Annotated in this window: 25 protein-coding genes; 23 read left to right on the top strand and 2 right to left on the bottom strand. The window is 36.6% G+C overall.

The window, feature by feature from the left end; genetic code table 11:
* Positions 1 to 121: 121 nt before the first annotated feature.
* On the top strand, positions 122 to 829 hold the full coding sequence (locus tag DCE79_RS18345) for a DUF554 domain-containing protein (RefSeq protein ID WP_108714377.1): 708 nt from the start codon (positions 122 to 124) through the stop codon (positions 827 to 829).
* Here the strand turns inward: DCE79_RS18345 and yyaC are convergent.
* A complete protein-coding gene (yyaC, locus tag DCE79_RS18340) occupies positions 746 to 1,369 on the bottom strand; it encodes a spore protease YyaC (RefSeq protein ID WP_108714376.1) in 624 nt (207 codons plus the stop codon). The genes DCE79_RS18345 and yyaC overlap by 84 nt on opposite strands.
* 113 nt (positions 1,370 to 1,482) lie before the next feature.
* On the opposite strand from yyaC, the gene DCE79_RS18335 reads away from it, so the two are divergent.
* The 3 genes from DCE79_RS18335 to ychF all read left to right on the top strand — a co-directional run bounded on the left by DCE79_RS18335 (position 1,483) and on the right by ychF (position 3,778).
* The gene (locus DCE79_RS18335; RefSeq protein WP_234417296.1) at positions 1,483 to 2,376 is read left to right on the top strand and encodes a mechanosensitive ion channel family protein; all 894 of its coding nucleotides are present in this window, start codon (positions 1,483 to 1,485) and stop codon (positions 2,374 to 2,376) included.
* A 3-nt stretch (positions 2,377 to 2,379) separates the two neighbouring features.
* The gene (locus DCE79_RS18330) at positions 2,380 to 2,577 is read left to right on the top strand and encodes a DUF951 domain-containing protein (RefSeq protein ID WP_108714537.1); all 198 of its coding nucleotides are present in this window, start codon (positions 2,380 to 2,382) and stop codon (positions 2,575 to 2,577) included.
* Between the two features lie 100 nt (positions 2,578 to 2,677).
* Positions 2,678 to 3,778 (top strand): redox-regulated ATPase YchF, encoded by a 1,101-nt coding sequence (gene ychF / locus DCE79_RS18325; RefSeq protein WP_108714374.1) that lies wholly within the window; start codon positions 2,678 to 2,680, stop codon positions 3,776 to 3,778.
* A 160-nt stretch (positions 3,779 to 3,938) separates the two neighbouring features.
* Here ychF and DCE79_RS18320 read toward each other — a convergent pair whose 3' ends face one another.
* Positions 3,939 to 4,478, bottom strand: coding sequence for a DUF3267 domain-containing protein (locus DCE79_RS18320; RefSeq protein ID WP_108714373.1), 540 nt, complete (start codon positions 4,476 to 4,478; stop codon positions 3,939 to 3,941).
* Between the two features lie 201 nt (positions 4,479 to 4,679).
* Between DCE79_RS18320 and rpsF the strand changes: the two genes are divergently transcribed.
* From rpsF to DCE79_RS18225, 19 genes are all read left to right on the top strand, one after another.
* A complete protein-coding gene (rpsF, locus tag DCE79_RS18315) occupies positions 4,680 to 4,970 on the top strand; it encodes a 30S ribosomal protein S6 (protein WP_108714372.1) in 291 nt (96 codons plus the stop codon).
* A 40-nt stretch (positions 4,971 to 5,010) separates the two neighbouring features.
* On the top strand, positions 5,011 to 5,571 hold the full coding sequence (ssb, locus tag DCE79_RS18310; RefSeq protein ID WP_108714371.1) for a single-stranded DNA-binding protein: 561 nt from the start codon (positions 5,011 to 5,013) through the stop codon (positions 5,569 to 5,571).
* Positions 5,572 to 5,614: 43 nt separating this feature from the next.
* Entirely contained in the window at positions 5,615 to 5,854 is a 240-nt protein-coding gene (rpsR, locus tag DCE79_RS18305) for a 30S ribosomal protein S18 (RefSeq protein ID WP_199912349.1), read from the top strand.
* A gap of 244 nt (positions 5,855 to 6,098) precedes the next feature.
* Entirely contained in the window at positions 6,099 to 7,046 is a 948-nt protein-coding gene (locus DCE79_RS18300; protein WP_108714369.1) for a YybS family protein, read from the top strand.
* Between the two features lie 13 nt (positions 7,047 to 7,059).
* Positions 7,060 to 9,033, top strand: coding sequence for a DHH family phosphoesterase (locus DCE79_RS18295; RefSeq protein WP_108714368.1), 1,974 nt, complete (start codon positions 7,060 to 7,062; stop codon positions 9,031 to 9,033).
* Positions 9,030 to 9,476 carry a 50S ribosomal protein L9 gene (gene rplI / locus DCE79_RS18290; RefSeq protein ID WP_108714367.1) on the top strand — a complete coding sequence of 149 codons (447 nt, stop codon included), beginning with the start codon at positions 9,030 to 9,032 and terminating at the stop codon, positions 9,474 to 9,476. The genes DCE79_RS18295 and rplI overlap by 4 nt, the downstream gene beginning before the upstream one ends.
* Positions 9,477 to 9,488: 12 nt before the next feature.
* Positions 9,489 to 10,841 (top strand): replicative DNA helicase, encoded by a 1,353-nt coding sequence (gene dnaB / locus DCE79_RS18285; protein WP_108714366.1) that lies wholly within the window; start codon positions 9,489 to 9,491, stop codon positions 10,839 to 10,841.
* Positions 10,842 to 11,091: 250 nt separating this feature from the next.
* Positions 11,092 to 12,378, top strand: a complete 1,287-nt coding sequence (locus DCE79_RS18280) for an adenylosuccinate synthase (RefSeq protein WP_108714365.1) — start codon at positions 11,092 to 11,094, stop codon at positions 12,376 to 12,378.
* 340 nt (positions 12,379 to 12,718) lie between these two features.
* Positions 12,719 to 14,185, top strand: a complete 1,467-nt coding sequence (locus DCE79_RS18275; RefSeq protein WP_108714364.1) for a M23 family metallopeptidase — start codon at positions 12,719 to 12,721, stop codon at positions 14,183 to 14,185.
* Positions 14,186 to 14,387: 202 nt separating this feature from the next.
* Positions 14,388 to 15,098 carry a response regulator YycF gene (yycF, locus tag DCE79_RS18270; protein WP_108714363.1) on the top strand — a complete coding sequence of 237 codons (711 nt, stop codon included), beginning with the start codon at positions 14,388 to 14,390 and terminating at the stop codon, positions 15,096 to 15,098.
* Between the two features lie 5 nt (positions 15,099 to 15,103).
* Entirely contained in the window at positions 15,104 to 16,939 is a 1,836-nt protein-coding gene (walK, locus tag DCE79_RS18265) for a cell wall metabolism sensor histidine kinase WalK (RefSeq protein WP_108714362.1), read from the top strand.
* Positions 16,936 to 18,270: a YycH family regulatory protein gene (locus tag DCE79_RS18260; RefSeq protein ID WP_108714361.1), complete on the top strand. Its 1,335-nt coding sequence runs from the start codon at positions 16,936 to 16,938 to the stop codon at positions 18,268 to 18,270. Before walK ends, DCE79_RS18260 begins: the two co-directional genes overlap by 4 nt.
* Positions 18,257 to 19,084, top strand: a complete 828-nt coding sequence (locus DCE79_RS18255; protein WP_108714360.1) for a two-component system regulatory protein YycI — start codon at positions 18,257 to 18,259, stop codon at positions 19,082 to 19,084. The genes DCE79_RS18260 and DCE79_RS18255 overlap by 14 nt, the downstream gene beginning before the upstream one ends.
* A 12-nt stretch (positions 19,085 to 19,096) precedes the next feature.
* A complete protein-coding gene (locus DCE79_RS18250) occupies positions 19,097 to 19,885 on the top strand; it encodes an MBL fold metallo-hydrolase (RefSeq protein ID WP_108714359.1) in 789 nt (262 codons plus the stop codon).
* 161 nt (positions 19,886 to 20,046) lie between these two features.
* Entirely contained in the window at positions 20,047 to 21,336 is a 1,290-nt protein-coding gene (locus DCE79_RS18245) for a S1C family serine protease (protein WP_108714358.1), read from the top strand.
* 161 nt (positions 21,337 to 21,497) lie between these two features.
* Positions 21,498 to 21,662: a CxxH/CxxC protein gene (locus DCE79_RS18240; protein WP_108714357.1), complete on the top strand. Its 165-nt coding sequence runs from the start codon at positions 21,498 to 21,500 to the stop codon at positions 21,660 to 21,662.
* 90 nt (positions 21,663 to 21,752) lie between these two features.
* Positions 21,753 to 22,232: a 23S rRNA (pseudouridine(1915)-N(3))-methyltransferase RlmH gene (gene rlmH, locus DCE79_RS18235; protein WP_108714356.1), complete on the top strand. Its 480-nt coding sequence runs from the start codon at positions 21,753 to 21,755 to the stop codon at positions 22,230 to 22,232.
* 422 nt (positions 22,233 to 22,654) lie between these two features.
* Positions 22,655 to 22,957 (top strand): DUF4212 domain-containing protein, encoded by a 303-nt coding sequence (locus DCE79_RS18230; RefSeq protein WP_108714355.1) that lies wholly within the window; start codon positions 22,655 to 22,657, stop codon positions 22,955 to 22,957.
* 16 nt (positions 22,958 to 22,973) lie between these two features.
* On the top strand, positions 22,974 to 24,650 hold the full coding sequence (locus DCE79_RS18225; protein WP_108714354.1) for a sodium:solute symporter family protein: 1,677 nt from the start codon (positions 22,974 to 22,976) through the stop codon (positions 24,648 to 24,650).
* Positions 24,651 to 24,767 lie beyond the last annotated feature (117 nt).

The following is a 24,767-nucleotide window of genomic DNA, read 5'->3' as shown; positions in this document are numbered from 1 at the left end:
TTTTTTACTATTTTCTGTGTTTTTATAAAGGAAGAATAGTTATTCTGTTTGCTAAAAGAGCGTGTTAAAATCAGTAGTATTATTTAAATCGCTTGCATAGTTAAAGAAAGAGGATGTCTTCATGGTATTACTTGGCTCATTTTTAAATGCATTATTCATTGTAATCGGAGCATTGTTAGGACGATTATTTAAAAATATACCAGAATCAATGCAACAAACGGTCATGTCGATTATTGGTTTAGTCGTAGCAGTTCTAGGTATCCAAATGGGAATAACAAGCAGTAACTTTATCATTATTGTTAGTAGCTTAGTAATTGGTACAGTCATTGGTGAATGGTTAGATTTAGAAGGTAAATTTAATCGTTTTGGTAAATGGATTGAGTCATTATTCGGTAAAAAAGCAAAGCAAGGCACGATAGCTGAAGGTTTTGTTACAGCAACTCTTATTTTTGTTATTGGTTCGATGGCAATTATCGGTGCACTAGATAGCGGACTTCGTAATGACCACGATGTGTTAATAACAAAAGGCATTATTGATGGCTTTTTAGCGATTATTTTGGCTTCTACTTTGGGAATTGGGGTATTGCTGTCAGCCGTAGTCGTCTTTTTATATCAAGGTGCAATTGCGCTATTTGCTGGTGTAATTAGTACGTATATTCCACAAGAAGCACTTGATTTATTTATAACTGAAATGACTGCAACAGGTGGTGTGATGATTTTAGCGATTGGTTTAAATATTACAGGATTAACGAAAATCCGCGTAGCCAATTTGCTGCCGGCGATTGTAATGGTCGGTATAATCGTTACGATTCTGTTTTCCTTTCAGTAAATGACGTTGCCATGCAAGTATTAAAGCACGTACGATTTTGTCACTCATTGAATACGTAACATGTAATCTCGTATTTTGTAAAACAGATGCCTCCATAAAACCACCAACATTTACAATGCCTTTAATCGATAAATTTCCGATAGGTGGCAATTGCTTTTTGACAGCCTTCCCAGGATGAAGTGGGCCTTGCTGGATTAAAATCGATCCAATGGCATTCACATCTCCTAAACAAGCATCAACAGCAACGATAAATGGGCTTTGAATTTCATTTTTTAATTGATCATGCCTTTCAATGATGTTTAGAGCATGAAGTGGCTGCTCTAAAGTACCCAAAACACGGAATGGAAACGAAAAGGTGTGTTGCAGTTGGCTACCGATAATGGGACCCAGGGCATCACCTGTGGAACGATCGGTACCAATGCAGCAAAATACGAGCGCATCATGCTGAAAGGGGATTAGGTCTAAAAAGAGACTACTTAGTTCCCAAACAGCGCTCGTTTGTTCATAGTGAATAGAATAACAGGATTGCGTATTATTCATTACAATTCAACTCCTTTAATAATGTAAGTAGATTACTCGAGAAATGTGGTAAAGTGCGCTATATTTATGCAGTATATTCAATTTGAAAGTTCGTTATACAAGAGGTGGAAATTTTGGAAGATAATTTAAGTAGTATCGCAACGACCGATATAAAGGGAATAGCTCGTTATACGTCAAAACTTTGGGATTACGTCACAAGCGTGAAATTTTGGGATATGATCTTTATTGCATCAGTTAAAATCTTAGCTATTTTAGTTATTTCTTATTTAGTTGTATTGATAGGTAAGAAAGTAATTCATCGTGTACTGATGTTACGCGTTCGAGACAATGAACGTCGTCAAATTACGATTGTAAAATTGCTTCAAAGTGTACTTAGCTATTTAGTTTACTTCTCGGCTATTATGGGGATTTTATCGGCTATTAATATACAAGTGGTTGGGTTACTTGCTGGGGCTGGGATTGCTTCAGTAGCCATCGCCTTTGGTGCACAAAGTTTAGTGAAGGATGTTATTACAGGATTTTTCATTATTTTAGAGGATCAATTTAGTGTTGGAGATTATGTAAAAATCAACACGGCTGAAGGAACTGTTATGGAAATTGGCCTGCGTACGACGAAAATTAAGGGGAGTACAGGGGAACAGTTTGTTTTACCAAATGGTACTATAACAGAAGTTATTAACTACTCGATTAATAATTCAAAAGCAATGATTGATATGCAAGTATCACTTGATGCAAATATTGAAAAAGTACAGAAGATTATTCAAGATTATTTAGATACATTGCCTTCATTATATGAAGAATTAGTAAATCCACCGTTATTTTTAGGTGTAACTAATACAACAAGTACAGAAGCAACGATCCGTATTACTGTTGAAACATTACCACTTCAGCAATATGCGATTTCTCGCATTATCCGAAAAGACGTAATCGATATTTTAACTCGAAGTGGTATTCCTTTAGCAGTACCAAAAATGATGTTCTATGAAAGAGATCAAGGGGGCGAATAGTTGATGGAAACAAAACAATATCTATTAAACGATGTTGTGGAAATGAAAAAACAACATCCTTGCGGCACAAATGAGTGGAAAATTATTCGACTTGGTGCAGATATTCGCATTAAATGTGAAGGCTGTGGACATAGTGTGCTGATTCCACGTCGTGAATTTGATAAGAAAATGAAAAAGGTGCTTCGATCAACAGAAGTGTAAATAAAAGTGGAGTTAGACTTTTATGCGAGTAATCAATATAATAGACAAGGTTATAGAATTTCAGAAAAAAATGCACTGAACATAGAAAGGTTGTGTCAAAATGGCATTAACAGCTGGTATCGTTGGTTTACCAAACGTCGGAAAATCAACTTTATTTAACGCAATTACAAAAGCAGGCGCACTTGCTGCCAACTATCCATTCGCAACAATTGAACCAAACGTAGGTAGCGTAACAGTTCCTGATGAGCGTTTAGATAAATTAACAGAGTTAGTAACTCCAAAGAAAACAGTTCCAACTACATTCGAATTCACAGACATTGCAGGGATCGTAAAAGGTGCCTCTACTGGTGAAGGTTTAGGAAATAAATTCTTATCTCACATCCGTGAAGTAGATGCAATTTGCCAAGTTGTACGCTGTTTTGAAGACGAGAATATCACACATGTTGCAGGTACAGTAGACCCAATCGACGATATCGAAGTCATTAACCTCGAGCTAATTTTAGCGGATATGGAATCTGTTGATAAACGTATCGCACGTGTTGTTAAAATGGCAAAACAAAAAGATAAAGAAGCAATGGTTGAAGAACCAATCTTAGTGAAGATTAAAGAAGCGTTAGAAGCTGAAAAACCTGCTCGTTCTGTTGATTTATCTGAAGACGAGAAAAAAGCAATTAAAGGTCTACACCTTTTAACAATTAAACCAATGCTTTATGTAGCAAATGTTTCAGAGGATGAAGTAGCAGATCCATCTGATAATGAGCATGTAAAAAAAGTTAGAGAATACGCAGCTGCAGAAGGTGCGCAAGTTATTACTATCTGTGCAAAAATTGAAGAAGAAATTTCTGAGTTAGATGATGATGAGAAAAAAGAATTCTTAAATGAATTAGGTATTCCTGAATCAGGCTTAGATCAATTAATTAAAGCGTCATACAGCCTACTTGGTTTAGCTACTTACTTCACTGCTGGTGTACAAGAAGTACGTGCTTGGACATTCCGTAAAGGGATGAAAGCACCTCAATGTGCAGGTATTATCCATACTGATTTCGAGCGCGGTTTCATCCGTGCAGAAACAGTTTCATTCGATGATTTAGTTGCATACGGTTCAAAACCAGCGGCTAAAGAAGCAGGACGTTTACGCCTTGAAGGTAAAGAATACGTAGTACAAGACGGCGATGTAATGGAATTCTTATTCAACGTTTAAAGTGAAACTTCAATCCGTGGTGCCGTATCTTCCACGGATTGTTAGCCTTTACGAATCGGACTTTTACAGGTATTCGATAGAGATCAACTACCTGTTACTGCTGGAAAAAAATAAAATCGATTTACTTTGGCGAATAGATCGCTCGAGTAAATCGATTTTTTTATTGAATATAAACATATAATTTGGGCTCTTTTGGATCATCTTTTACGGTTGCGTCATTTGGAAATTTTTTGAGTTCTTTGTACATATAAAAGTCACCAATTGCTCCAGCAATAAGTAAAGCGCCTAATATAACGAGTGTGAAATTATCGATTGAAAAGCCAATGATTGTTGGAATGACACCCGTTGTCCAAAATGGCAGTAACAAAGCCTTTTTCATGGCTGCATTTTTTAATGGTTTTTTCGTTGTGGCATAAGCAACTCCGAGTTGGAAGTTCACTCCATAATCAAGCTCCTTATATTTAACTTTACCAAATAACATAAAGCCGATTAAATGAAACACCTCATGCAGTATAATAAGGATACAATAGCCAATGAATACAAGTAATAGATCCCAAAGTGAAAAGTTTGCTTTAAAGCGTTGATGAATAAGTGCGTTACTTAGGATAAAAAGAATGAGTAGTAAAATTGTAAAAATAATATTGTCACGGGCTAATTTTTTCATGTTAAGTGCAATGGTAATCGGTATATTTGTTTCCATAGGCTACCTCCCGTTTATCTAATAAATCGTTTCTATCTATTAATGATTATAACAAAAGATGAGTAAATATTATAAGGTGAAGCTAGTTGCGTGGAATAGTTAATTGTGATACAATTCATTGATGTGAGTAATAGAAGTTACTTACTCCTTGCTCCCTACTTTGTTAGGAGAGCCCAAGTCCATAAGGAGGTGCAAACACAAATGAGAAAGTATGAAGTAATGTACGTAATCCGCCCAAACATTGAGGAAGATGCGAAAAAAGCTTTAGTAGAGCGTTTTAACGAAATCTTCACTTCAAATGGTGCAGAAATCGTAGAAGCAAAAGAGTGGGGTAAACGTCGTTTAGCTTACGAAATCAACGACTTCCGCGAAGGTTTCTACCAAATCGTGAAAGTTAACGCTGAAACTGCTGCTATCAACGAATTCACTCGTTTAGCTAACATCAGCGAAGACATCATCCGTCACATCGCAGTTCGCGAAGATGACAAATAATTTTTAAATTACAAATGCTGAAAAAAAGGAGGGTGTACTGATGATTAACCGTGTTGTATTAGTCGGAAGACTTACAAAGGATCCAGAGCTTCGTTATACACCGAGTGGCGTTCCAATGGCACGTTTTACAATTGCTGTAAATCGTACTTTTTCGAACCAATCGGGTGAACGCGAAGCAGATTTCATAGGTTGTATTGCTTGGAGAAAACAAGCTGAAAACTTAGCGAACTTCATGAAAAAAGGAAGTTTGATTGGTGTAGAGGGTCGTATTCAAACAGGTAGCTATGAAGGACAAGATGGGAAGCGTGTATATACGACAGATGTTGTTGCAGATGCTGTGCAGTTCTTAGAACCACGCGGAGGAGCAGGCACATCTCAAGGTATGCCAAACCAACAGTATGGTGGTGGACAAAATTATGGTGGGCAACCGTCATATAATAATCAACCAAACCAACAATTTGGGGGAGCACAACCACAGGAATCTTTTGGTTCTAATCAACAACCACCTCAAAATCAGCAAAATTATACACGTGTAGATGAAGATCCATTTGCGAATAGCAAAGGACCTATTGAAGTGTCTGAGGACGATTTACCGTTCTAAGCCTTCAATCATCTACTTATTAAAAATTAAAAGGAGGAACACGATAATGGCACCACGTCGCGGAGGCCGCAAACGCCGTAAAGTTTGCTACTTCACTTCAAACAACATTACGCACATCGACTACAAAGATGTAGATTTATTAAAAAAATTCATCTCTGAGCGCGGTAAAATTTTACCACGTCGCGTAACAGGTACTTCAGCTAAATACCAACGTAAACTTACAACTGCTATCAAAGTTTCACGTATTATGGCTTTATTACCATTCGTTGCAGAAGATAAATAAGAATTGGTTATTCAAAACCGATAAAAACGTACAAAATCTCTATGTAGATTTTGTACGTTTTTTTATTATAGATTTTAATGGCATTAAGGTGACGCTAGTTTGTTTGCCTATACAAAAATGGTACAATAGAATGGTGAGAAAAGTTTATTGTCGAAGAAAAAATAATTCGGTTGAATCGACAGATGAAAGAATAGCACATCATGTGTAACATGTTTTTGTAACAATAGATAAGGAAGGTTTCTCAATGCAAAATAATCAATCAAGGAACGTAGCACATGGGGCAATGATGGTTGCACTATTTACAGTATTAATGGCCATTGTTTTCTATGTACCAGTGGTGAATATCATTGCGATGCTTTTTGCACCATTACCTATTATTTGGTACAGTGCGACCCATGATAGAAAGTCTTCATTATTAGTGGCAATTATCGCCGTCATCGTTACTTTTTTTGTTGGTGGTTTACTCATCTTACCAGCCTCATTAATTTTTGCAGCGGCCGGTGTCATGATTGGTGATGCTCTCTTCAATAAGAAAAGTAAAGTTTATATGTTTTTATCTACAAGCGTTGTACTTTTAATTACATTTGCTATTCAATATGTAGCGTCTGTTCGTTTATTAGAAATTGATTTTATTAAAGAATCACTTGATTTAATGAGATCAAGCTACATAGATTCAATAAAAATAGCTGAAAAAATGTCAGGGCAAAATACATCGAAAGAAGTTATGGATAATATAAATAGCATGCTCGATACGCTTGAAACGACCATTCCTGCTTCTATTACGATGGCTGTATTATTATTATCATTAGTATTAATTACGGTAAATTTACCACTTTTAAAGCGTTTTAAAGTAGATGTGCCTAAGTTTGCAAAGTTTAGTGAATTACGCTTACCGCGAGCTGTCCTATGGTATTACTTAATTGCATTAACCATTAATTTATTTGTACAACCAGAGGCAGGTTCATCATTCGCAATGGCCATGTTAAATATCTCCATGATTTTATGGGTATTGTTAACAATACAAGGGATTTCGTTTATCCATTTTGCACTTGATGCATATAAACAACCAAGATTCCTTAAAGTATTATGTACATTAATTGCGATTCCGTTATATTCATTTGTAATTTTAATAGGTATTATTGATTTGGGCTTTAATGCCCGAGGATTTATTCAAGAAAAGAGTCAAAAATGAGGAGCTGATTAAAATGGGGATTTTTCGTAAAAGACCAATTCGTTATCCACTTTTAGCACTATTCATACTCGGAATAGTAGCAGCTATCCTTATTATGAATTGGAATGTATGGATCGGAATTGCCTATATTTTAGTTTTTGCATGCATCATTTATTATACGCTGAAGATAGAAGTAGTTACTTATTCAGAAACAGAAAAATATATTGAATCTTTGTCCTATCGCATGGAAAATGTAGGGGAAGAAGCTTTTTTAGAAATGCCTTTTGGGATTTTGATTATGAATGAAAAGTTTATGGTAGACTGGGCGAATCCGTTCATGTTGAAAGTATTAAAGGCTGAATCGTTAATTGGTCATGAAATTTATGCACTTTCAGAGGATTTACATGTATTTGTTAATCAAGATCAAAAAAACGAAATGACTTTAACCATCCATAATCGAAAATATCATGTATTTTATAAAAAGGAAGAAAGATTATTATACTTCTTTGATATAACGAAACAAGTGGAAATTGAAACAAAATATTTTGCCGATCGTACAGTACTAGGAATTTTATTCATTGATAATTATGATGAAATTACATCTGGTATGGATGACCAGGCACGCAGTTTAACAAATACAATGGTTACGTCCATTGTTAATGAATGGGCTGCCCATTACGATATGTACGCTAAGCGCTTTGCATCGGATCGCTTTGTCATTGTATTAAATGAATCAATTTTAGAACAACTTGAGCAAAAGCGTTTCTCCATTTTAGATGTGATGCGTGAACGAACGATGCAAAAGAATCTTTCGTTAACGTTAAGTATTGGGGTTGGTGCAGGTTCACAGTCATTATTAGAGCTTGGCCAGCTAGCTCAGTCGAGTCTTGACTTAGTATTAGGACGTGGAGGCGACCAAGTAGCAATTAAACAAGCGGATGGGAAAATTCGATTTTACGGAGGCAAAACAAATCCGGTTGAAAAACGAACGAGAGTACGTGCGCGTGTCATCTCGCATGCACTGCGTGATTTAATTCAAGATAGTGATCGTGTCTTTGTTATGGGACATAAAAATCCAGATATGGACTCTATTGGAGCGTCAGTAGGGGTACGTAAAATGGCCGCGATGAATGGAGTAGAAGGGTATATTGTTGTAAACTTTAATGAAGTTCGTGGCAGTGTCGGTCGATTAATGAAAGAGTTGGAAGATAAAACGGACTTTTATGATCGCTTCATTACACCTGAAGATGCGCTATCAAAAATGACTTCAAAATCATTAGTAGTTATTGTCGATACACATAAACCAAGTCTTGTTATTGACGACCGTTTGTTGAGTAAAACCGATAAAGTCATTGTGATTGACCACCACCGACGCGGGGAAGAATTTATTTCAAATCCTACACTTGTTTATATGGAGCCGTATGCTTCATCTACAGCAGAGCTAGTGACCGAGTTATTAGAATATCAGCCTAAAAATGAAAAGGTTGTCACGCTAGAAGCAACAGCACTTTTATCTGGTATTATAGTGGATACAAAAAGCTTTACATTACGAACAGGTTCTCGAACATTTGAGGCAGCTTCCTATTTACGTACATTAGGTGCCGATACCGTTCTTATTCAACGGTTATTAAAAGAAGATGTTGATACGTATGTTGCCCGTTCAAAAATAATACAAACGATACAATTTCCTCACAAAGGAATTGCAGTTGCAAACGGCGAAGATTCAAAAATATATGATTCTGTATTAATTGCACAAACAGCAGATATTTTACTGACACTAAAAGATGTTGGGGCTTCGTTTGTTATTGCACATCGTAGTGATGGGTTAATTGGAATTAGTGCACGTAGCTTAGGTGAAATCAATGTACAGCTCGTTATGGAAAAGCTTGGTGGTGGTGGGCATTTAACAAATGCGGCAGCACAAATCGAAGCAGGTTCGATTGACGAAGCTAGAAAATATTTAAATCAAGCAATTACTGAAGTAGTCGAAGGGAGTAAGGAATCATGAAAGTAGTATTTCTAAAAGATGTTAAAGGCTCAGCTAAAAAAGGTGATATTAAAGAAGTGGCAGAAGGATACGGCCGTAACTTTTTAATTAAAAATGGTTTTGCAAAAGAAGCAAATAACCAAGCAATAAGCGAATTACAAGGTCAAAAACGCTTAGAAGAAAAAAATACAGCGGCTGAATTACAAGCAGCAAAAGATTTAAAAGAACAATTAGAAGCAATCACAGTCGAAGTGAAAGCAAAATCAGGTGAAGGTGGCCGCCTATTTGGTTCAGTATCAACGAAGCAAATTGCGGACGCATTACAAAAGAAACATGGCTTTAAAGTCGACAAACGTAAAATGGAATGCAACGACGGAATCCGTTCACTGGGCTTTTCAAACGTTCCTGTAAAGTTACACCATAAAGTAAAGGCTACTTTAAAAGTACATGTAATTGAAGAATAAGGAGCGACAACGATGAACGAATCCATGATGGACCGCGTTCCTCCACATAATAATGAAGCCGAGCAATCGGTCATTGGCGCGATTTTCCTTGATCCACAAGCACTTATAACAGCATCTGAAATTGTTATTGCTGATGATTTTTATCATATTGCACATCAAAAGATTTTCCAAACGATGCTGAATTTAAGCGATAAAGGAAATGCGATAGATGTTGTCACTGTTACAGAAGAGTTATCAGCAAAGAAAGAGTTAGAAGATGTTGGAGGGCTTAGTTATTTAACGGAGCTTGCCAGTGCTGTTCCAACGGCTGCAAATATTGCACATTATGCAAAAATTGTGGAGGAAAAGGCACTTTTACGCAGACTGATTCGTGTTGCATCAAAAATTGCAGACGATGGGTATACGCGTGAAGACGAAGTAGAAATACTTTTAGCAGAAGCTGAAAAGAAAATGTTAGAAGTTTCTAACCGAAAAAATGCGGGAGACTTTAAGCACGTAAAAGATGTATTAGTTCAAACATTTGATAATATTGAGCAATTGCAATCACGTGACGGTGATGTGACAGGTATTCCAACAGGATTCCGAGATTTAGATAAGATGACAGCTGGGTTTCAACGTAATGATTTAATCATTGTTGCAGCCCGTCCATCCGTTGGTAAAACAGCTTTTGCACTGAATGTTGCACAAAGTGTAGCAGTAAAGGCTCGTGAAAATGTAGCCATCTTCTCACTGGAGATGGGTGCAGACCAACTTGTCATGCGTATGTTATGTGCTGAAGGGAATATTGATGCACAACGCTTACGTACAGGGGCATTAGAACCGGAAGATTGGAGCAAGCTGACCATGGCAATGGGAAGTTTATCAAATTCAGGTATTTATATTGATGACTCACCGGGCGTTCGTATGACGGATATTCGTGCAAAATGTAGACGACTAGCAAAAGAGCAAGGATTAGGAATGATTCTAATCGATTACTTACAGCTTATTTTAGGTAGTGGGAAACCAGGCGAAAACCGTCAGCAAGAAGTATCGGAAATTTCACGTTCGTTAAAAGGGTTAGCACGTGAATTAAAAGTACCTGTAATTGCCTTATCACAGCTTTCACGTGGTGTAGAGCAGCGCCAAGATAAGCGTCCGATGATGAGTGACTTACGTGAATCTGGTTCGATTGAGCAAGATGCTGATATCGTTGCCTTTTTATACCGTGATGACTACTACGATAAAGAATCGGAAAGCAAAGATATTATCGAAATTATCATTGCTAAGCAACGTAACGGTCCAACTGGTACGGTAAGTTTAGCCTTCCGAAAAGAGTATAATAAATTTTTAAATTTAGAATTTACCCCGCCACCTCGAGAAGAATAGCAATTAAACACGAACGATTTTTGAATCAATTTCAAAGATGTTCGTGTTTTTTGTTGACTTTTCTCTTTCAAAATTGTTAAAATGTTCATGGTTCATCGTAGAGGAGCTGTTTACAATCATTTTGAAATAGGTCCTTTGCGATGAAAAGACATAATCGCACGTTTTTTTAATTAATTTCAAAAGGAATAGAGAAAGTATCCTGTTGAGTTAGAAGGCTTAAAAGGGTATTTATCGTCGGAGGTGCTCAAATATGACAGCAGTAGTTGTAGTAGGTACACAGTGGGGAGACGAAGGAAAAGGGAAAATTACAGATTTCCTTTCTAAAAAAGCAGATGCCATTGCTCGTTTTGCAGGTGGAGATAACGCAGGTCACACGATTAAAATTGGCGAAGAAACATATAAGCTGCATTTAATTCCATCAGGTATTTTTTATTCAGATAAATTATCTGTAATTGGTAATGGTGTAGTCATTAATCCAAAATCAATCGTGACAGAGCTGAAGGGTTTACAAGCAAGAGGTGTGGATACATCAAATTTACGTATTTCAAACCGTGCACATGTGATTTTACCTTATCATATCCATCAAGACATCGTGGATGAAGCAAGCCGTGGCGATCAAAAAATTGGTACCACAGCAAAAGGCATTGGACCATGTTATCAAGATAAAGTAGGTCGAATTGGTATTCGTATAGCAGATTTATTGGATAAACCAACTTTTGAAAAAAAATTAAGTGCAAATTTAGAATTGAAAAATCGTCTTTTTACAAAGTTTTATGAAGTAGAGGGCCTAAATTTTGAAGATATTTTTGAAGAATATTATGCTTATGGTCAAGAAATTGCGAAGTATGTAACTGACACATCAAAGGTATTAAATGATGTAATTGATGAAGGCGGAAAGGTATTATTTGAAGGGGCACAAGGTATTATGCTAGATGTCGATCAAGGTACGTATCCATTCGTAACGTCTTCTAATCCAGTAGCAGGCGGAATTGCGATTGGATCAGGTGTTGGTCCAAATGTTGTTGAGCGTGTTGTTGGCGTGTGTAAAGCGTATACATCTCGTGTAGGGGACGGGCCATTCCCTTCAGAATTGCTTGATGAAATTGGTCATCAAATTCGTGAAGTAGGTCGCGAATATGGTACAACAACAGGACGTCCTCGTCGTGTGGGTTGGTTTGATGCAGTTGTCGTTCGTCACTCTCGTCGTGTGTCAGGAATTACAGATCTAGCACTTAACTCAATTGACGTATTATCAGGTCTTGAAACGGTTAAAATCTGTACTGCCTACAACTACAATGGTGAAGTAATCACAGAGTACCCAGCAAACTTAGAAATTATTGAAAAATGTGAGCCGATTTATGAAGAGCTACCAGGTTGGTCAGAAGATATTACAAGTATCCGTACATTAGAAGAACTCCCTGAAAATGCACGTAACTATGTGAATCGCGTTGTCGAACTAACAGGGATTAACTTAATGACATTCTCTGTAGGGCCAGCACGTGAGCAAACGAATATTGTGAATGATATTTGGGTATAAACCCATTATTAAAATTAAAAAAACAGAAGTATTGAATCTCAATACTTCTGTTTTTTTGTATGTAATTTCCCTCTCTATTGTAACCAAAAAAGAGAGGGAAATTACATTATTAAGCATAAAAAAACTAGAAATTGAATATAAAAAAAGAAAGTAGTACATGATAATGCTAGTAATAGTAAATATAACAATATTTTATAAAATAATACAATTTGATTACAAAAAGTAGCAAGTAGTTCATTTGAAACAAGAAATATGTTACATTAGCGTAGTGTGAATTTTAAATTAAAAGAATACTACACTTTTTTAAATAGATAAGATATTTTTTGGAAGGGGCTATATCATGAGTTCGAATAGCAACAAAATGGACTTGAAAAGTAAATTAAGTCTAAAGAGTCTTCACAATGGTAAATTACGATTAGCAACTATCTTTGCAGTAATTGTTTCGGCAGCGACATTCAATCTAGGTTTCGCTGAAGAAACAAATAAAGAGGAATTTAAAAAGATTTTTCACGTATATGTAGCAAACAATTATATGGGCGCTGTTGCAGATGAAGCAGCTGTTCAACAAATCGTTGACCAAAAAGAGCAAGCAGCAAGTGCGCAGTTTCAAAATTTAACCATCAGTGCAGAGACGGATATTAACATTATCCCTGAACAAGTATTTGAAGTAGATACAAATGAGCAATCAACATTAACGAAACTTCAAGAGACCATCACAGTTCAAGCGCAAGCCTATTCATTGAAAGTTGGAGACACTGTCATCGCATCACTGAAGGATCAGAATGATTTTGAAGCTGTAATTGATGGATTAAAGCTTCAATATGTTTCTCAAAGTCAATTAGCTGAATTAAAAGCAAGAACTTCTGAATCTCCTTTACCCGAATTAAAAGAAAAAGAAACACGATTGAAAGAAGTCCAATTGTCTGCAGATATTACAGGTGAACAGATTACAATTGACCCATCAGAGGTCATTACCGTTCAAGAAGCAATTCAAATGTTAAAAACAGGATCACATGAAACAGAAAGTTATGTTGTACAAGCTGGAGATGTGTTAGGTTCTATCGCCAATACACACGGCTTAACAACCGCACAATTATTACAGCTAAATCCTTCTATAACAGCTACTTCAGTTCTTCAAATTGGTCAGCAACTGAATATGACTGTAGAAAAACCTTTTGTTTCAGTAAAAGCAATCTATGAGAAAAAGACATTAGAGGAAATTGATTTCGTTAAAGTTGTAGAAGAGGACGAAACCATGCTTAAAGGCGAACACATCGTAAAACAAGAGGGTGCAAAAGGTAAAAAAGAAGCAACGTATGTATATATTGAAGAAAATGGAAAGCGTACATCAATTGTTGAAACCAATGAAAATGTACTTGTTGCTCCGGAAGATTTTGTTGTTGTAATCGGTACGAAAGTCATTCCATCTGTTGGTACAGGATCATTTGCATGGCCAGTAAACGGTGGGCATATTTCAAGTCAAATGGGGCATCGCTGGGGACGTACACATGAAGGAATTGATATTGCACGCCCTTCGGATTATACGATTAAAGCATCAGATAATGGTATTGTAAAAACAGCAGGAAAACACGCTACTTATGGAAACTATATTGTAATAGATCATAATAATGGTTATGAAACTGTTTATGCCCATTTATCAAAAATTGGCGTATCAGTCGGACAAGTAGTCGAACAAGGTACCGCGATTGGTGTAATGGGTTCAACAGGACGTTCAACAGGGACTCACTTGCATTTTGAAGTTCATAAAAACGGCTCAGTAATGAACCCGTTATCCTATTTAAATTAATCAAATTAGTGGGCAGACCAAGTTTATTTGGGCTGCCCATTTTTAATAGTTTAAGGTGAGACATAGATATTTCCCAGAAAATAATTGCGTGCAAATAGCTGTCTAATGCAACGAAACCTAAACCATGTTAGAGTATTAAGTAGATATAAAGAAAATAATCCGTTGATTTATATAGAATTCTAAATGAAATGAGGAAAGAATTATGGATAAAACGATTTTAGTTGTTGACGATGAAAAGCCAATTGCAGATATTTTACAGTTCAACTTAATTAAAGAAGGATACCGCGTGATTTGTGCCTATGATGGTGACGAGGCCCTTCAAAAAGTAGAAGAAGAACAGCCAGATTTAATGCTTTTAGACATTATGTTACCCAAGCGTGATGGTATGGAAGTATGCCGTGAAATACGCAAAAAATACGATTTTCCGATTATTATGCTGACAGCAAAAGGTTCTGAAATTGATAAAGTACTAGGGCTTGAAATGGGTGCAGATGATTATGTGACGAAGCCATTTAGTACGCGTGAGTTAATCGCTCGTGTGAAAGCAAATATGCGTCGATTAAATGTGCCAGCACAAGTTGAAGAAGCGCAAATTGAAACAAACGATATTGAGGTTGGTTCTTTAATCATTCAGCCAGATGCGTATTTAGTATTAAAACGTGATGAATCGATTGAATTAACGCATCGTGAGTTTGAATTAATTCATTATTTAGCGAAGCATATCGGTCAAGTAATGACGCGTGAACACTTATTACAAACGGTGTGGGGCTATGATTATTTCGGTGATGTGCGTACAGTAGATGTAACGATTCGCCGTTTACGTGAAAAAATTGAGGATAATCCAAGTCATCCGTTATGGATCGTGACAAGACGAGGAGTGGGCTATTACTTACGAAATCCTGAACAGGAGTAGAATCTATGCAGAAGGTAAGTTTTTTTAAATCGATCCATGTAAAGCTTGTACTCATTTACATGCTACTGATTATTATAGCTCTTCAAATAATAGGTATTTATTTTTCGAAGCAGTTAGAAGAAAATTTAAAGACGAGTTTCCAAGACTCAATTTTACAACGTATTGAATTAGTTAATTACAGTATACGTGAAGAAATGTTGAAGAAACTGGATGATTCAGCATACGAAATTGAAACGAGTTTGAGTGTTATTTTGAAGGAGTTTTCAAAAGAGGATATCAATGAAATTATCGTTATTAATAATCATAATCGAATTTTAGCCACTTCAGAAGACGAGAACCAATCACTTATTGGACACCGTGCAAATTATGAAATTATTCGTAAGGCGATTTCTTCAGAAACTTTACAGGATTCAATTTCTTTAGATAGTGAATCTGGGAAGCGCGTCTGGGTGTTAGCCGCACCAATTCGAGATACGGTTGGACCAAATGGAGAAATTTTAGGTGCCATTTATATTGAGTCCAATATAGAAAAAGTGTACGAGCAATTAAATGAAATTAACCGTATTTTCGCAGCAGGTATTGCGGTGTCTTTAGTTATTACAATTATTTTAGGGATTTTAGTTGCACGTACAATTACGCGTCCTATTTCAGATATGCGTAAGCAAGCACAGGCAATGTCAAAAGGAAACTATTCACGAAAAGTACGTGTGTATAGTACAGATGAAATCGGTCAACTGGCGATTGCGTTCAACCACTTAACCAATCGTTTACAAGAGGCACAATCGACGACAGAAGCCGAACGACGCAAGTTGGCTAGTGTATTAAGTAATATGACAGATGGTGTTATTGCAACGGACCGAAAAGGCAAAATTATTTTAATTAATGACCCAGCACTTAGCTTACTTCATGAAACGAGAGAATCAACATTAAATCGACCAATTGCATCGCTACTTGGTTTGGATCAAGAATATAGCTTTGAAGATTTGATTCATATGAAGGATTCGGTTAATTTGGATTTCAGTATGAATGATGCACCTTATGTGTTACGTGCAAACTTCTCTGTTATTCAGAAAGAAACGGGCTTTGTGAATGGGTTAATTACAGTGCTTCATGATATTACTGAACAGGAAAAAATTGATATGGAGCGACGAGAATTCGTAGCCAATGTATCGCATGAATTACGTACACCCCTTACAACAATGCGCAGTTATTTAGAAGCATTAGCTGATGGGGCATGGCGTGATGAAAATATTGCCCCAACGTTTTTAAATGTTACACAAACGGAAACTGAGCGCATGATTCGTCTTGTAAATGATTTATTGCAGCTATCAAAAATGGATAGCCAGGAATATGAATTAAGCATGGAATTTGTAGAATTCAATAAATTTTTCACACGTATAATTGATCGCTTTGAAATGTCAAAATCACAAAGTGTAGAATTTATTCGTTTATTGCCAGAAACAAGTTACTTTGTTGAAATTGATACCGATAAGCTGACACAAGTAATCGATAATATTATTTCAAATGCAATGAAATATTCGCCAGATGGTGGGAATATTCGATTTGGCTTTACTGTGCATGATAATATGCTACGCGTAATGATTTCAGATGATGGTATGGGGATTCCGAAAGAAAATGTCGGAAGGATTTTCGATCGTTTCTATCGTGTTGACCGTGCACGTGCTCGTTCTATGGGTGGTACAGGGTTAGGTCTTGCGATTGCGCGTGAAATGATTGAAGCACATGGCGGCAAGATTTGGGCAGAGAGTGAGGAAGGATATGGTACAACGATCTTCTTCACACTACCTTATGAACTTGATGAGACGGGGGATTGGGAATGAAATATATCGAACAAACGAAATCATTTCTATTAACATTCCTCGTTTTATTAAGTGTTACTCTAACGCTAATGATTTGGAGCTATAAGCCAGATTATGAATTGATTGAGGAATCAAAAGTAGAGGAAATCCTGATCGGTGAAACGAAGGAGTTAAAGGATGTTTTGAAGCCGTACCGTGCACTGTTTCGTCAGAACGATGAATATTATGGCACCGTATCAACCAATGTTATTAATAGCATTTATGATCAATTATCCACGATTCATACAAGCCAATTAAATTTAATTAATAGTGATTTAACAGATGCAGAAATAAATGAAATTTTGCGCATGAATAACCAAGTAACATTATTTTTTAATGAGGAAATACCAATTCAAATATTTGCGAACTTATTATCGATTAGTGATAAGGAAGTACCCGATGCAAGCTTTACACGACTGCTAGTGGATTGGTCAGGTATTGAAGCAAATGATCAAGTGCAATTGCTATTTTTAAATACGGAAAAACGAACTTTATTCCGTGCATCAGCGGATGTTCCGAATACGAAGCGCTTTTTAGCAGAAGTTACGGAGCCTGCTAAAACCTACAGCCCTTATACGGAAGTTGAGCGGGATTCGCTACTTTCACTTTATGTGACGCAAGATCCACTTAAGTCTACTAAATATACGTATTTCATCGATGAGACACATACAGATAAATTTAAAAATTTACTTTTCAGTGATCCAAATATTGTGAAAGGTAATATAGAAAGTGCACAATCAGAAAAGTATACAGATGGTACGTCATTAATGACAGTAGATAAGCAAAACCGAATTTTTAATTATGTGTATCCGCCAGCGGAAAGTATCGCACTGATTCCATCAGAGCGCCTATTATCGGATAGCTTTGACTTTGTGAATGATCATGGTGGATTTACAGTAGATTATCGCCTATCTACAATGAATATTGGAAAGCATATGACGGAGTATCAAATGTTTTTACATGGTTATCCAATTTATAGCAACATGACAATGACACGTATTGTAACAACGTGGGGAGAAAATCGTATTTTCCGTTATCGTCGCCCTTATTATTCAATTGAATCAAATGCGGATATTCCGAGTGAGCGGACTGTTAAACAATTATCATCTGGAACAGAAGTGATTGCAGGTCTTCAAAATGATAGTGAATCTTCATTTGAAGATATCGATGATCTCGTTGTTGGCTATTATTTAACACAAGATTTAGAGAAGGATCTCTTTTTATTAGAGCCAAGTTGGTTCATCATTTCAAATAATTCATGGACGCGCATTTTACCCGAGCATTTAGGGGGTATTGATAATGGATTGGAATAGAACAAAGACCATTTTTATTTGGGTATTTTTAATATTGAACATCTTTTTATACACACAATACTTAGAGAGTTATAATGAAGGAGAGAAGATTGAAGTTTTAGGAGAAAAAACGAAAATCGAATCTCAGTTGAAGGAAGATAATATTACGTATATTTCCTTACCTAACAACAACGACACGGCTTCTTATTACTCAGGACAAATTAAAAATTTCCAACCTTCTGAAGTACCCTATTTTGCAAATCAAAAGGCCACTATTGAAAATGACAGTAAGCTTGTTGTCACGATGGATAAGCCAGTGAAATTACAGGAAAACGGGTCTCGCGATCAATATACGGAATTTGTTTATAGCTATGTAAACAAAGGAGATTCGTATACGTTATGGAAATTGGATGAAGAAAAGCGTGAAGCAATATTTTTTCAAAAGGTTAACAACTTAACGCTTTATTATAATATGCGTGGCTATGTGAAAATTTATTGGAATGAAGACGGTCGTGTATATGCTTATGAGCAAACAATACTTGAAAAACACGAAAAATTAGAGAAACAAAAAACGTTAATGACACCGCTTCAAGTATTGCAAATTTTATATAGCAATAATCTATTAAAGCCAGATTCTCAAATATTAAAAATGAATCTAGGCTATTCTACAATTGTTCAATTAACACAAACACAAGTATTTGCCCCGACATGGGAAGTACGAGTTAACACAGCAGATAAAACAGAAGAGGTTCATTTTGTAAATGCAGTCGATGGAAAAATCGTCGATATTCAAAATGACTTAACCGAAGTTAAGGAAGAGGATCTCGAAAAGTAAGGAGTTTAAACGATGCGATTTAGCGTTTTAGCAAGTGGGAGTACTGGTAACGCGGTCTATGTTGAAAATGATCAGCATTCATTTTTAGTAGATGTCGGCTTAAGCGGGAAAAAGATGGAACAGCTGTTTGCTAACATTGATCGTGATATGAAAAATTTATCAGGCATTTTAGTAACACATGAGCATAGTGACCATATCAAAGGTTTAGGTGTTGTGGCGAGAAAATATAAGATCCCAATCTTTGCAAATGCAAAAACATGGGATGCGATGGAAGGTCATATCGGCAATATTCCGACTGATTTACGTTACCATTTCGACATGGAAACGGTTAAAACATTTGGTGGAATTGATATTCAATCATTTGCGGTATCACATGACGCGGTGGACCCAATGTTTTATACATTCAATGAAGATGGCCGCAAGCTTGCTGTTATTACCGATACAGGCTATGTAAGCGACCGAATGAAAGGATATATTGCCGCAGCGGATTCTTATGTATTTGAAAGTAATCATGATGTGAGCATGCTTCAAATGGGAAGATATCCATGGAGCATTAAACGCCGTATTTTATCTGATGTCGGTCACGTGTCAAATGAAGATGCAGCCGTTGCAATGAGCGATGTTGTGGCCGAAAAGCCAACACAAATCTACTTGTCCCATTTAAGTAAGGATAATAATATGAAAGAATTGGCGCGTATGAGTGTCACACAAACTTTAGAGTCTTGTGGCATCATTACAGGAGAATTCTTGCACTTACATGATACCGATGCAGAAGAGCCTACAGCGCTGGTGACAATTTAAAAAAGGGTATAAGAACTTTGCTAACTATAAAGCAAAGTTCTTTTTTTGTTGAAATTATAAAAAATTAAGTGATTTTTTAACGATGTTTTAAATGATTTTCATCTAATTTTAATGTTTTATGTGTATTCTAACAGTAAGAAAAGAATGAAAGGATGATGAATATGAGTTACTCTCCTGAAGATGAAAAAAAATCAGAGCAAGATCAACGCATGTTGGAATTTGAGGATCGTTTAAAACGTGAAGAAGAAGAAAAGCAAAAACGTCAAAATAAAAAGAATAAAGGTGGCAGTAAATTCGGTTACTTTATAACGGGATTAAGTGGTGTGATTGTAGGGGCATTATTATTGTGGCTGTTGTTACCATCCTTAGCAGACCAGCTACCAGGAGCTAATCAAGTATCGAGTAGTTCAAATCATTCAACAGGCTCAACGATTAGTCAAACGGCTACAGAAGTGACAACGGATGTCACAACCGCTGTGGAAAAGGCATCGAGCGCAGTTGTTGGAATTACAAACATACAAGAAGTAACAACAAACTTCTGGAACCAAAGCGCAGGTAAAGAACAACCGGTTGGTAGTGGTTCTGGTGTTGTTTACAAAGTAGATGGAGATCGTGCCTTTATCATTACGAATCATCACGTAGTCGAAGACGCAAAACAAATTGAAGTCACATTAGATGATGGCTCTAAAGCGGAGGCACAGCTAGTAGGTAGTGATATTTGGACAGACTTAGCCGTTATCTCGATTTCTAGTAAAGGAATTGATACGGTTGCACAGTTTGGTGATTCGGAAGTTTTAAAACAAGGTGAAACCGTGATTGCAATCGGGAATCCTTTAGGATTAGATTTTTATGGCTCAGTAACGACAGGTGTTATTTCAGGGAAAGATCGTTCGGTACCAGTAGATTTAAATGAAGATGGTGTAGAAGATTGGTCAACAGATGTACTACAAACAGATGCTGCGATTAACGCAGGTAATTCAGGTGGTGCACTTATTAATATCGCCGGTGAACTGGTTGGTATTAACTCAATGAAAATTGCAGAGTCTTCAGTTGAAGGGTTAGGATTTGCTATTCCAATCAATTCGGCGATTCCAGTAATCGAAGAATTAGAACAAAGTGGACAAGTACAACGTCCAACAATGGGTGTTTCATTGGTAGATTTATCAGAAGTGCCATCGTATTATCAACAACAAAATTTACAAATACCAGATGAAGTAACAAGTGGTGTTGTCATTTCACAAGTTGTTCGTGGGTCAGCAGCAGAAAAAGCAGGCTTACAACAATATGATGTCATTGTAGAAATGGATGGCAAAAAAATTGAAAATGCCATTGATCTTCGTAAACATTTATACAATGAAACAGAAATTGGTGATACACTTCAAATGAAGGTTTATCGACAAGGCCAATTAGTAGAAGCACATTTAGAGTTAGTACAAAACGCGGAATTATAGACTGTGGATAACTGAATGGCATTTAAAAATTAAGCACAACGGGTAGAGAAGAATAGGGCTTCTTTTCTACTCGTTTTCTGTTTGTTACAATGAATTGTGGATAACATCTTATAAATTGTGCATAAGTTTGTGGAAATTTCAGAAAAGAAAGAAGGATTAAAATGAAAAAATTTAGCTGTGAAACCCATATAGACCACGCTTTAGATGTGCATGTTGCAGAGACTGGAGATTTTCCAATGATGGATTTATTAACGGAAGAACAAAAGTTATCCACAGTTTGTTCTTATTGTGAAGAACAAGCAACATATATTGTATCAAGTAAATAACTTTACACAATATATGGGATTTACCTGTGGATATGTGTATAACATTTGTGGATAACTTGTTTGTAAATGGAATGTAAAGGTGGATAAGTTGTGAATATAACGGTTGTTTCGGTTGGAAAATTAAAAGAAAAGTATTTGAAAATGGGCATTGATGAATATGTAAAGCGTTTAGGTGGCTATGCAAAAGTAGATTTAATCGAAGTGCCTGATGAAAAAGCGCCTGAGCAATTAAGCGAGGCGGATATGGATATCGTCAAACGTAAAGAAGGGGAACGTATCCTTGCAAAAATTAATGACGGAACATATGTGATCGCCCTGGCGTTAGACGGTAAGATGAAGACCAGTGAAGAGATGGCTGCCGATTTAGATGCACTTATGACGTATGGGAAAAGTAAGATTGCCTTTGTTATTGGTGGTTCACTTGGGTTGCACGAAGATGTACTAAAACGCGCGGATGAAAAATTATGCTTTGGTAAGATGACATTACCACATCAGTTAATGAAGCTTGTGTTAGTAGAACAAATTTATCGTAGTTTCCGTATTATTAAAGGAGAACCGTATCATAAATAAACGCGGTTTTTATAAGAACCACCTAAAACGTTGAATTGCCATCGTTTTAGGTGGTTTTAATTTTATCAATCGTTGTTACATAGATGCTTGTCTAATTTAGTAAACCCTTCAAATCTCTTCGGAATCAATCGACGAGGAATTTTTTTATTTCATAGTCGTTTTATCTTGATTATTTCCAACATACATTAAAAAAACGTTGAGATTTTAGGAGGTGTTTAGTTGCTTCTGATATTTATCTTATTTACTATTTTCTGTCTTGTATATGCGCTAATAAAAAAACGTTTCATTGCGCTCACCTTTCCTGTGGCTGCACTAATTATTTTAATGATTGTCAAGGTAGTTTTGGTACCGCTTCCTTTAAAGGAAACGTTTCAGTTTATTTTTGATTTGAGGTAAATAATTTATGAAGAAAGGTGGTCCGTATGAAGAAGATTGATAAAAAAGTTGCTGATGCTTATTTCCGTGAGAAAAATAGGTACATGCTTGTTTATTTTGCTCTTTGGTTTCTTGTGTCTTATGTTGTGGTAGCGTTTGCAGACTCATTAACTGAATTTCAGTTATTGGGATTCCCATTCCACTATTTTATGGGAGCAATTGGAGCATTATTTACTTTCATTGTTTTACTGTTTGTTAATGCGATTGTCGGGGACAAAATTGATAAAAAATATGGGATTGATGATGAACGAAATAAAGAAATAGGTTCAAAAAATATGATGGAGCACTAATGGAAGGAGGCTGAATATGGATAGTCAATTTCTAGTATCACTGGTGATTATATTATGTACATTTGCTTTATATATTTGGATTGCCGTATATAATACGGCTAAGCAAACATCTGATTTCTATGTTGCTGGTCGTGGAATACCTCCTATTTTTAATGGGATGGCAATCGGGGCAGACTGGATGAGTGCAGCATCCTTTATCGGAATGGCTGGTACAATCATGTTACTGGGCTATGATGGATTAGCCTATATTATGGGGTGGACTGGCGGTTACTTATTTTTGACAATATTACTTGCACCTCAGCTTCGTAAATTCGGTCGCTTTACTGTACCTGAATTTATCGGAGACCGTTTTAATAGTAAGGCAGCTCTAATAATAGCTGCTATCTGTACAATTATTATAAGCTTCACGTATTCAATTGGACAGCTATCAGGTTCTGGTGTAGTAATCGGACGTCTCTTTGAAATTGATGCTAAAATAGGAACACTTATCGGTGTTGTGTTAATTGCATTTTATGCAGCATTCGGTGGGATGAAAGGTATTACTTGGACACAAGTAGCACAATATATTATTTTAATTATCGCCTATTTAGTACCTGTTATTTTTATGTCATTACATTTAACTAGTAATCCTTTACCGTGGATTTCCTATGGTGAAGTTTTAACAAAAATGGGAGAACTCGACCGAGAACTCGGAATTTCGGAATATTTTGCACCCTTTACAAACGGAACTAAGTGGCAGTTCTTAGCACTTATGTTTACATTAATGTGTGGTACAGCTGGACTTCCACATGTTATTGTACGTTTTTATACGGTAGGTACTATGAAGGCGGCTCGTTGGTCAGGTGCATGGGCATTAGTTTTTATCGGACTTTTATATTTTAGTGCACCAGCTTATGCAGCCTTTGCTCGTTTTATTTTAATGACGGAAGTCGCTGGTAGAAAAATTGCTGAGTTACCTGCGTGGACTCAATCATGGATTGATACAGGAAAATTAGGAATCGCCGATACGAATGGTGATGGCATTCTTCAATGGCTTGAACTTAAAATCGCCAACGATATTGTCGTAATGGCTACGCCTGAAATCGCAAATCTAGGTGTATTTGTTATTGGACTAGTGGCTGCAGGTGCAATGGCGGCTGCGCTATCTACAGCTGGTGGCTTAATGATTTCGATTTCTTCATCGTTTGCACATGATATTTATTACCGCATCATCAATCCACAAGCATCTGAAAAAAAACGCTTACTTGTAGGTCGTATTTCCATTGTCGTTGCAACACTACTAGCAGGACTTATTGCACTAAACCCACCTGGTGCCATTACACAAATCGTTGCATGGGCATTTGCGCTTGCTACCGGTACTTTCTTCCCTGCGCTCGTACTAGGAGTCTGGTGGAAACGTGCAAATGCAAAAGGAACTATGGCGGGCATGCTTGTTGGTTTAGCTGTGACACTTCTTTACATTTTTGGTGCGAAGTATGGTCACTTTACGATATTAGGTATTATCGATACAGGCGCTGGTGTTTTCGGGGCGATCGCTGCCTTCGCTACTAATATAATTGTGTCACTCTCAACACGTGCCCCTTCCCAAGAACTTCAGGACGCGGTTATAAACCTACGTTATCCAGAACAAATGGTTTATAAAGACGGTGAAGTTTATTTAATTGAAGATTCATCGAAAGATACAACGAATTAAGAGGGGGCAGTTTAATCCCCTTTTTTACAGAATTACTGGAATTTCAAAATGCCGAAACGTAGATTTAACAACGTTTCGGCATTTTTTCCTGCGTTAATTAATAGCCTTAAGAAACTT

The organism is Lysinibacillus sp. 2017 (assembly GCF_003073375.1).
Taxonomy (GTDB): domain Bacteria; phylum Bacillota; class Bacilli; order Bacillales_A; family Planococcaceae; genus Solibacillus.
This window is presented reverse-complemented; position numbering and strand designations above follow the sequence as displayed.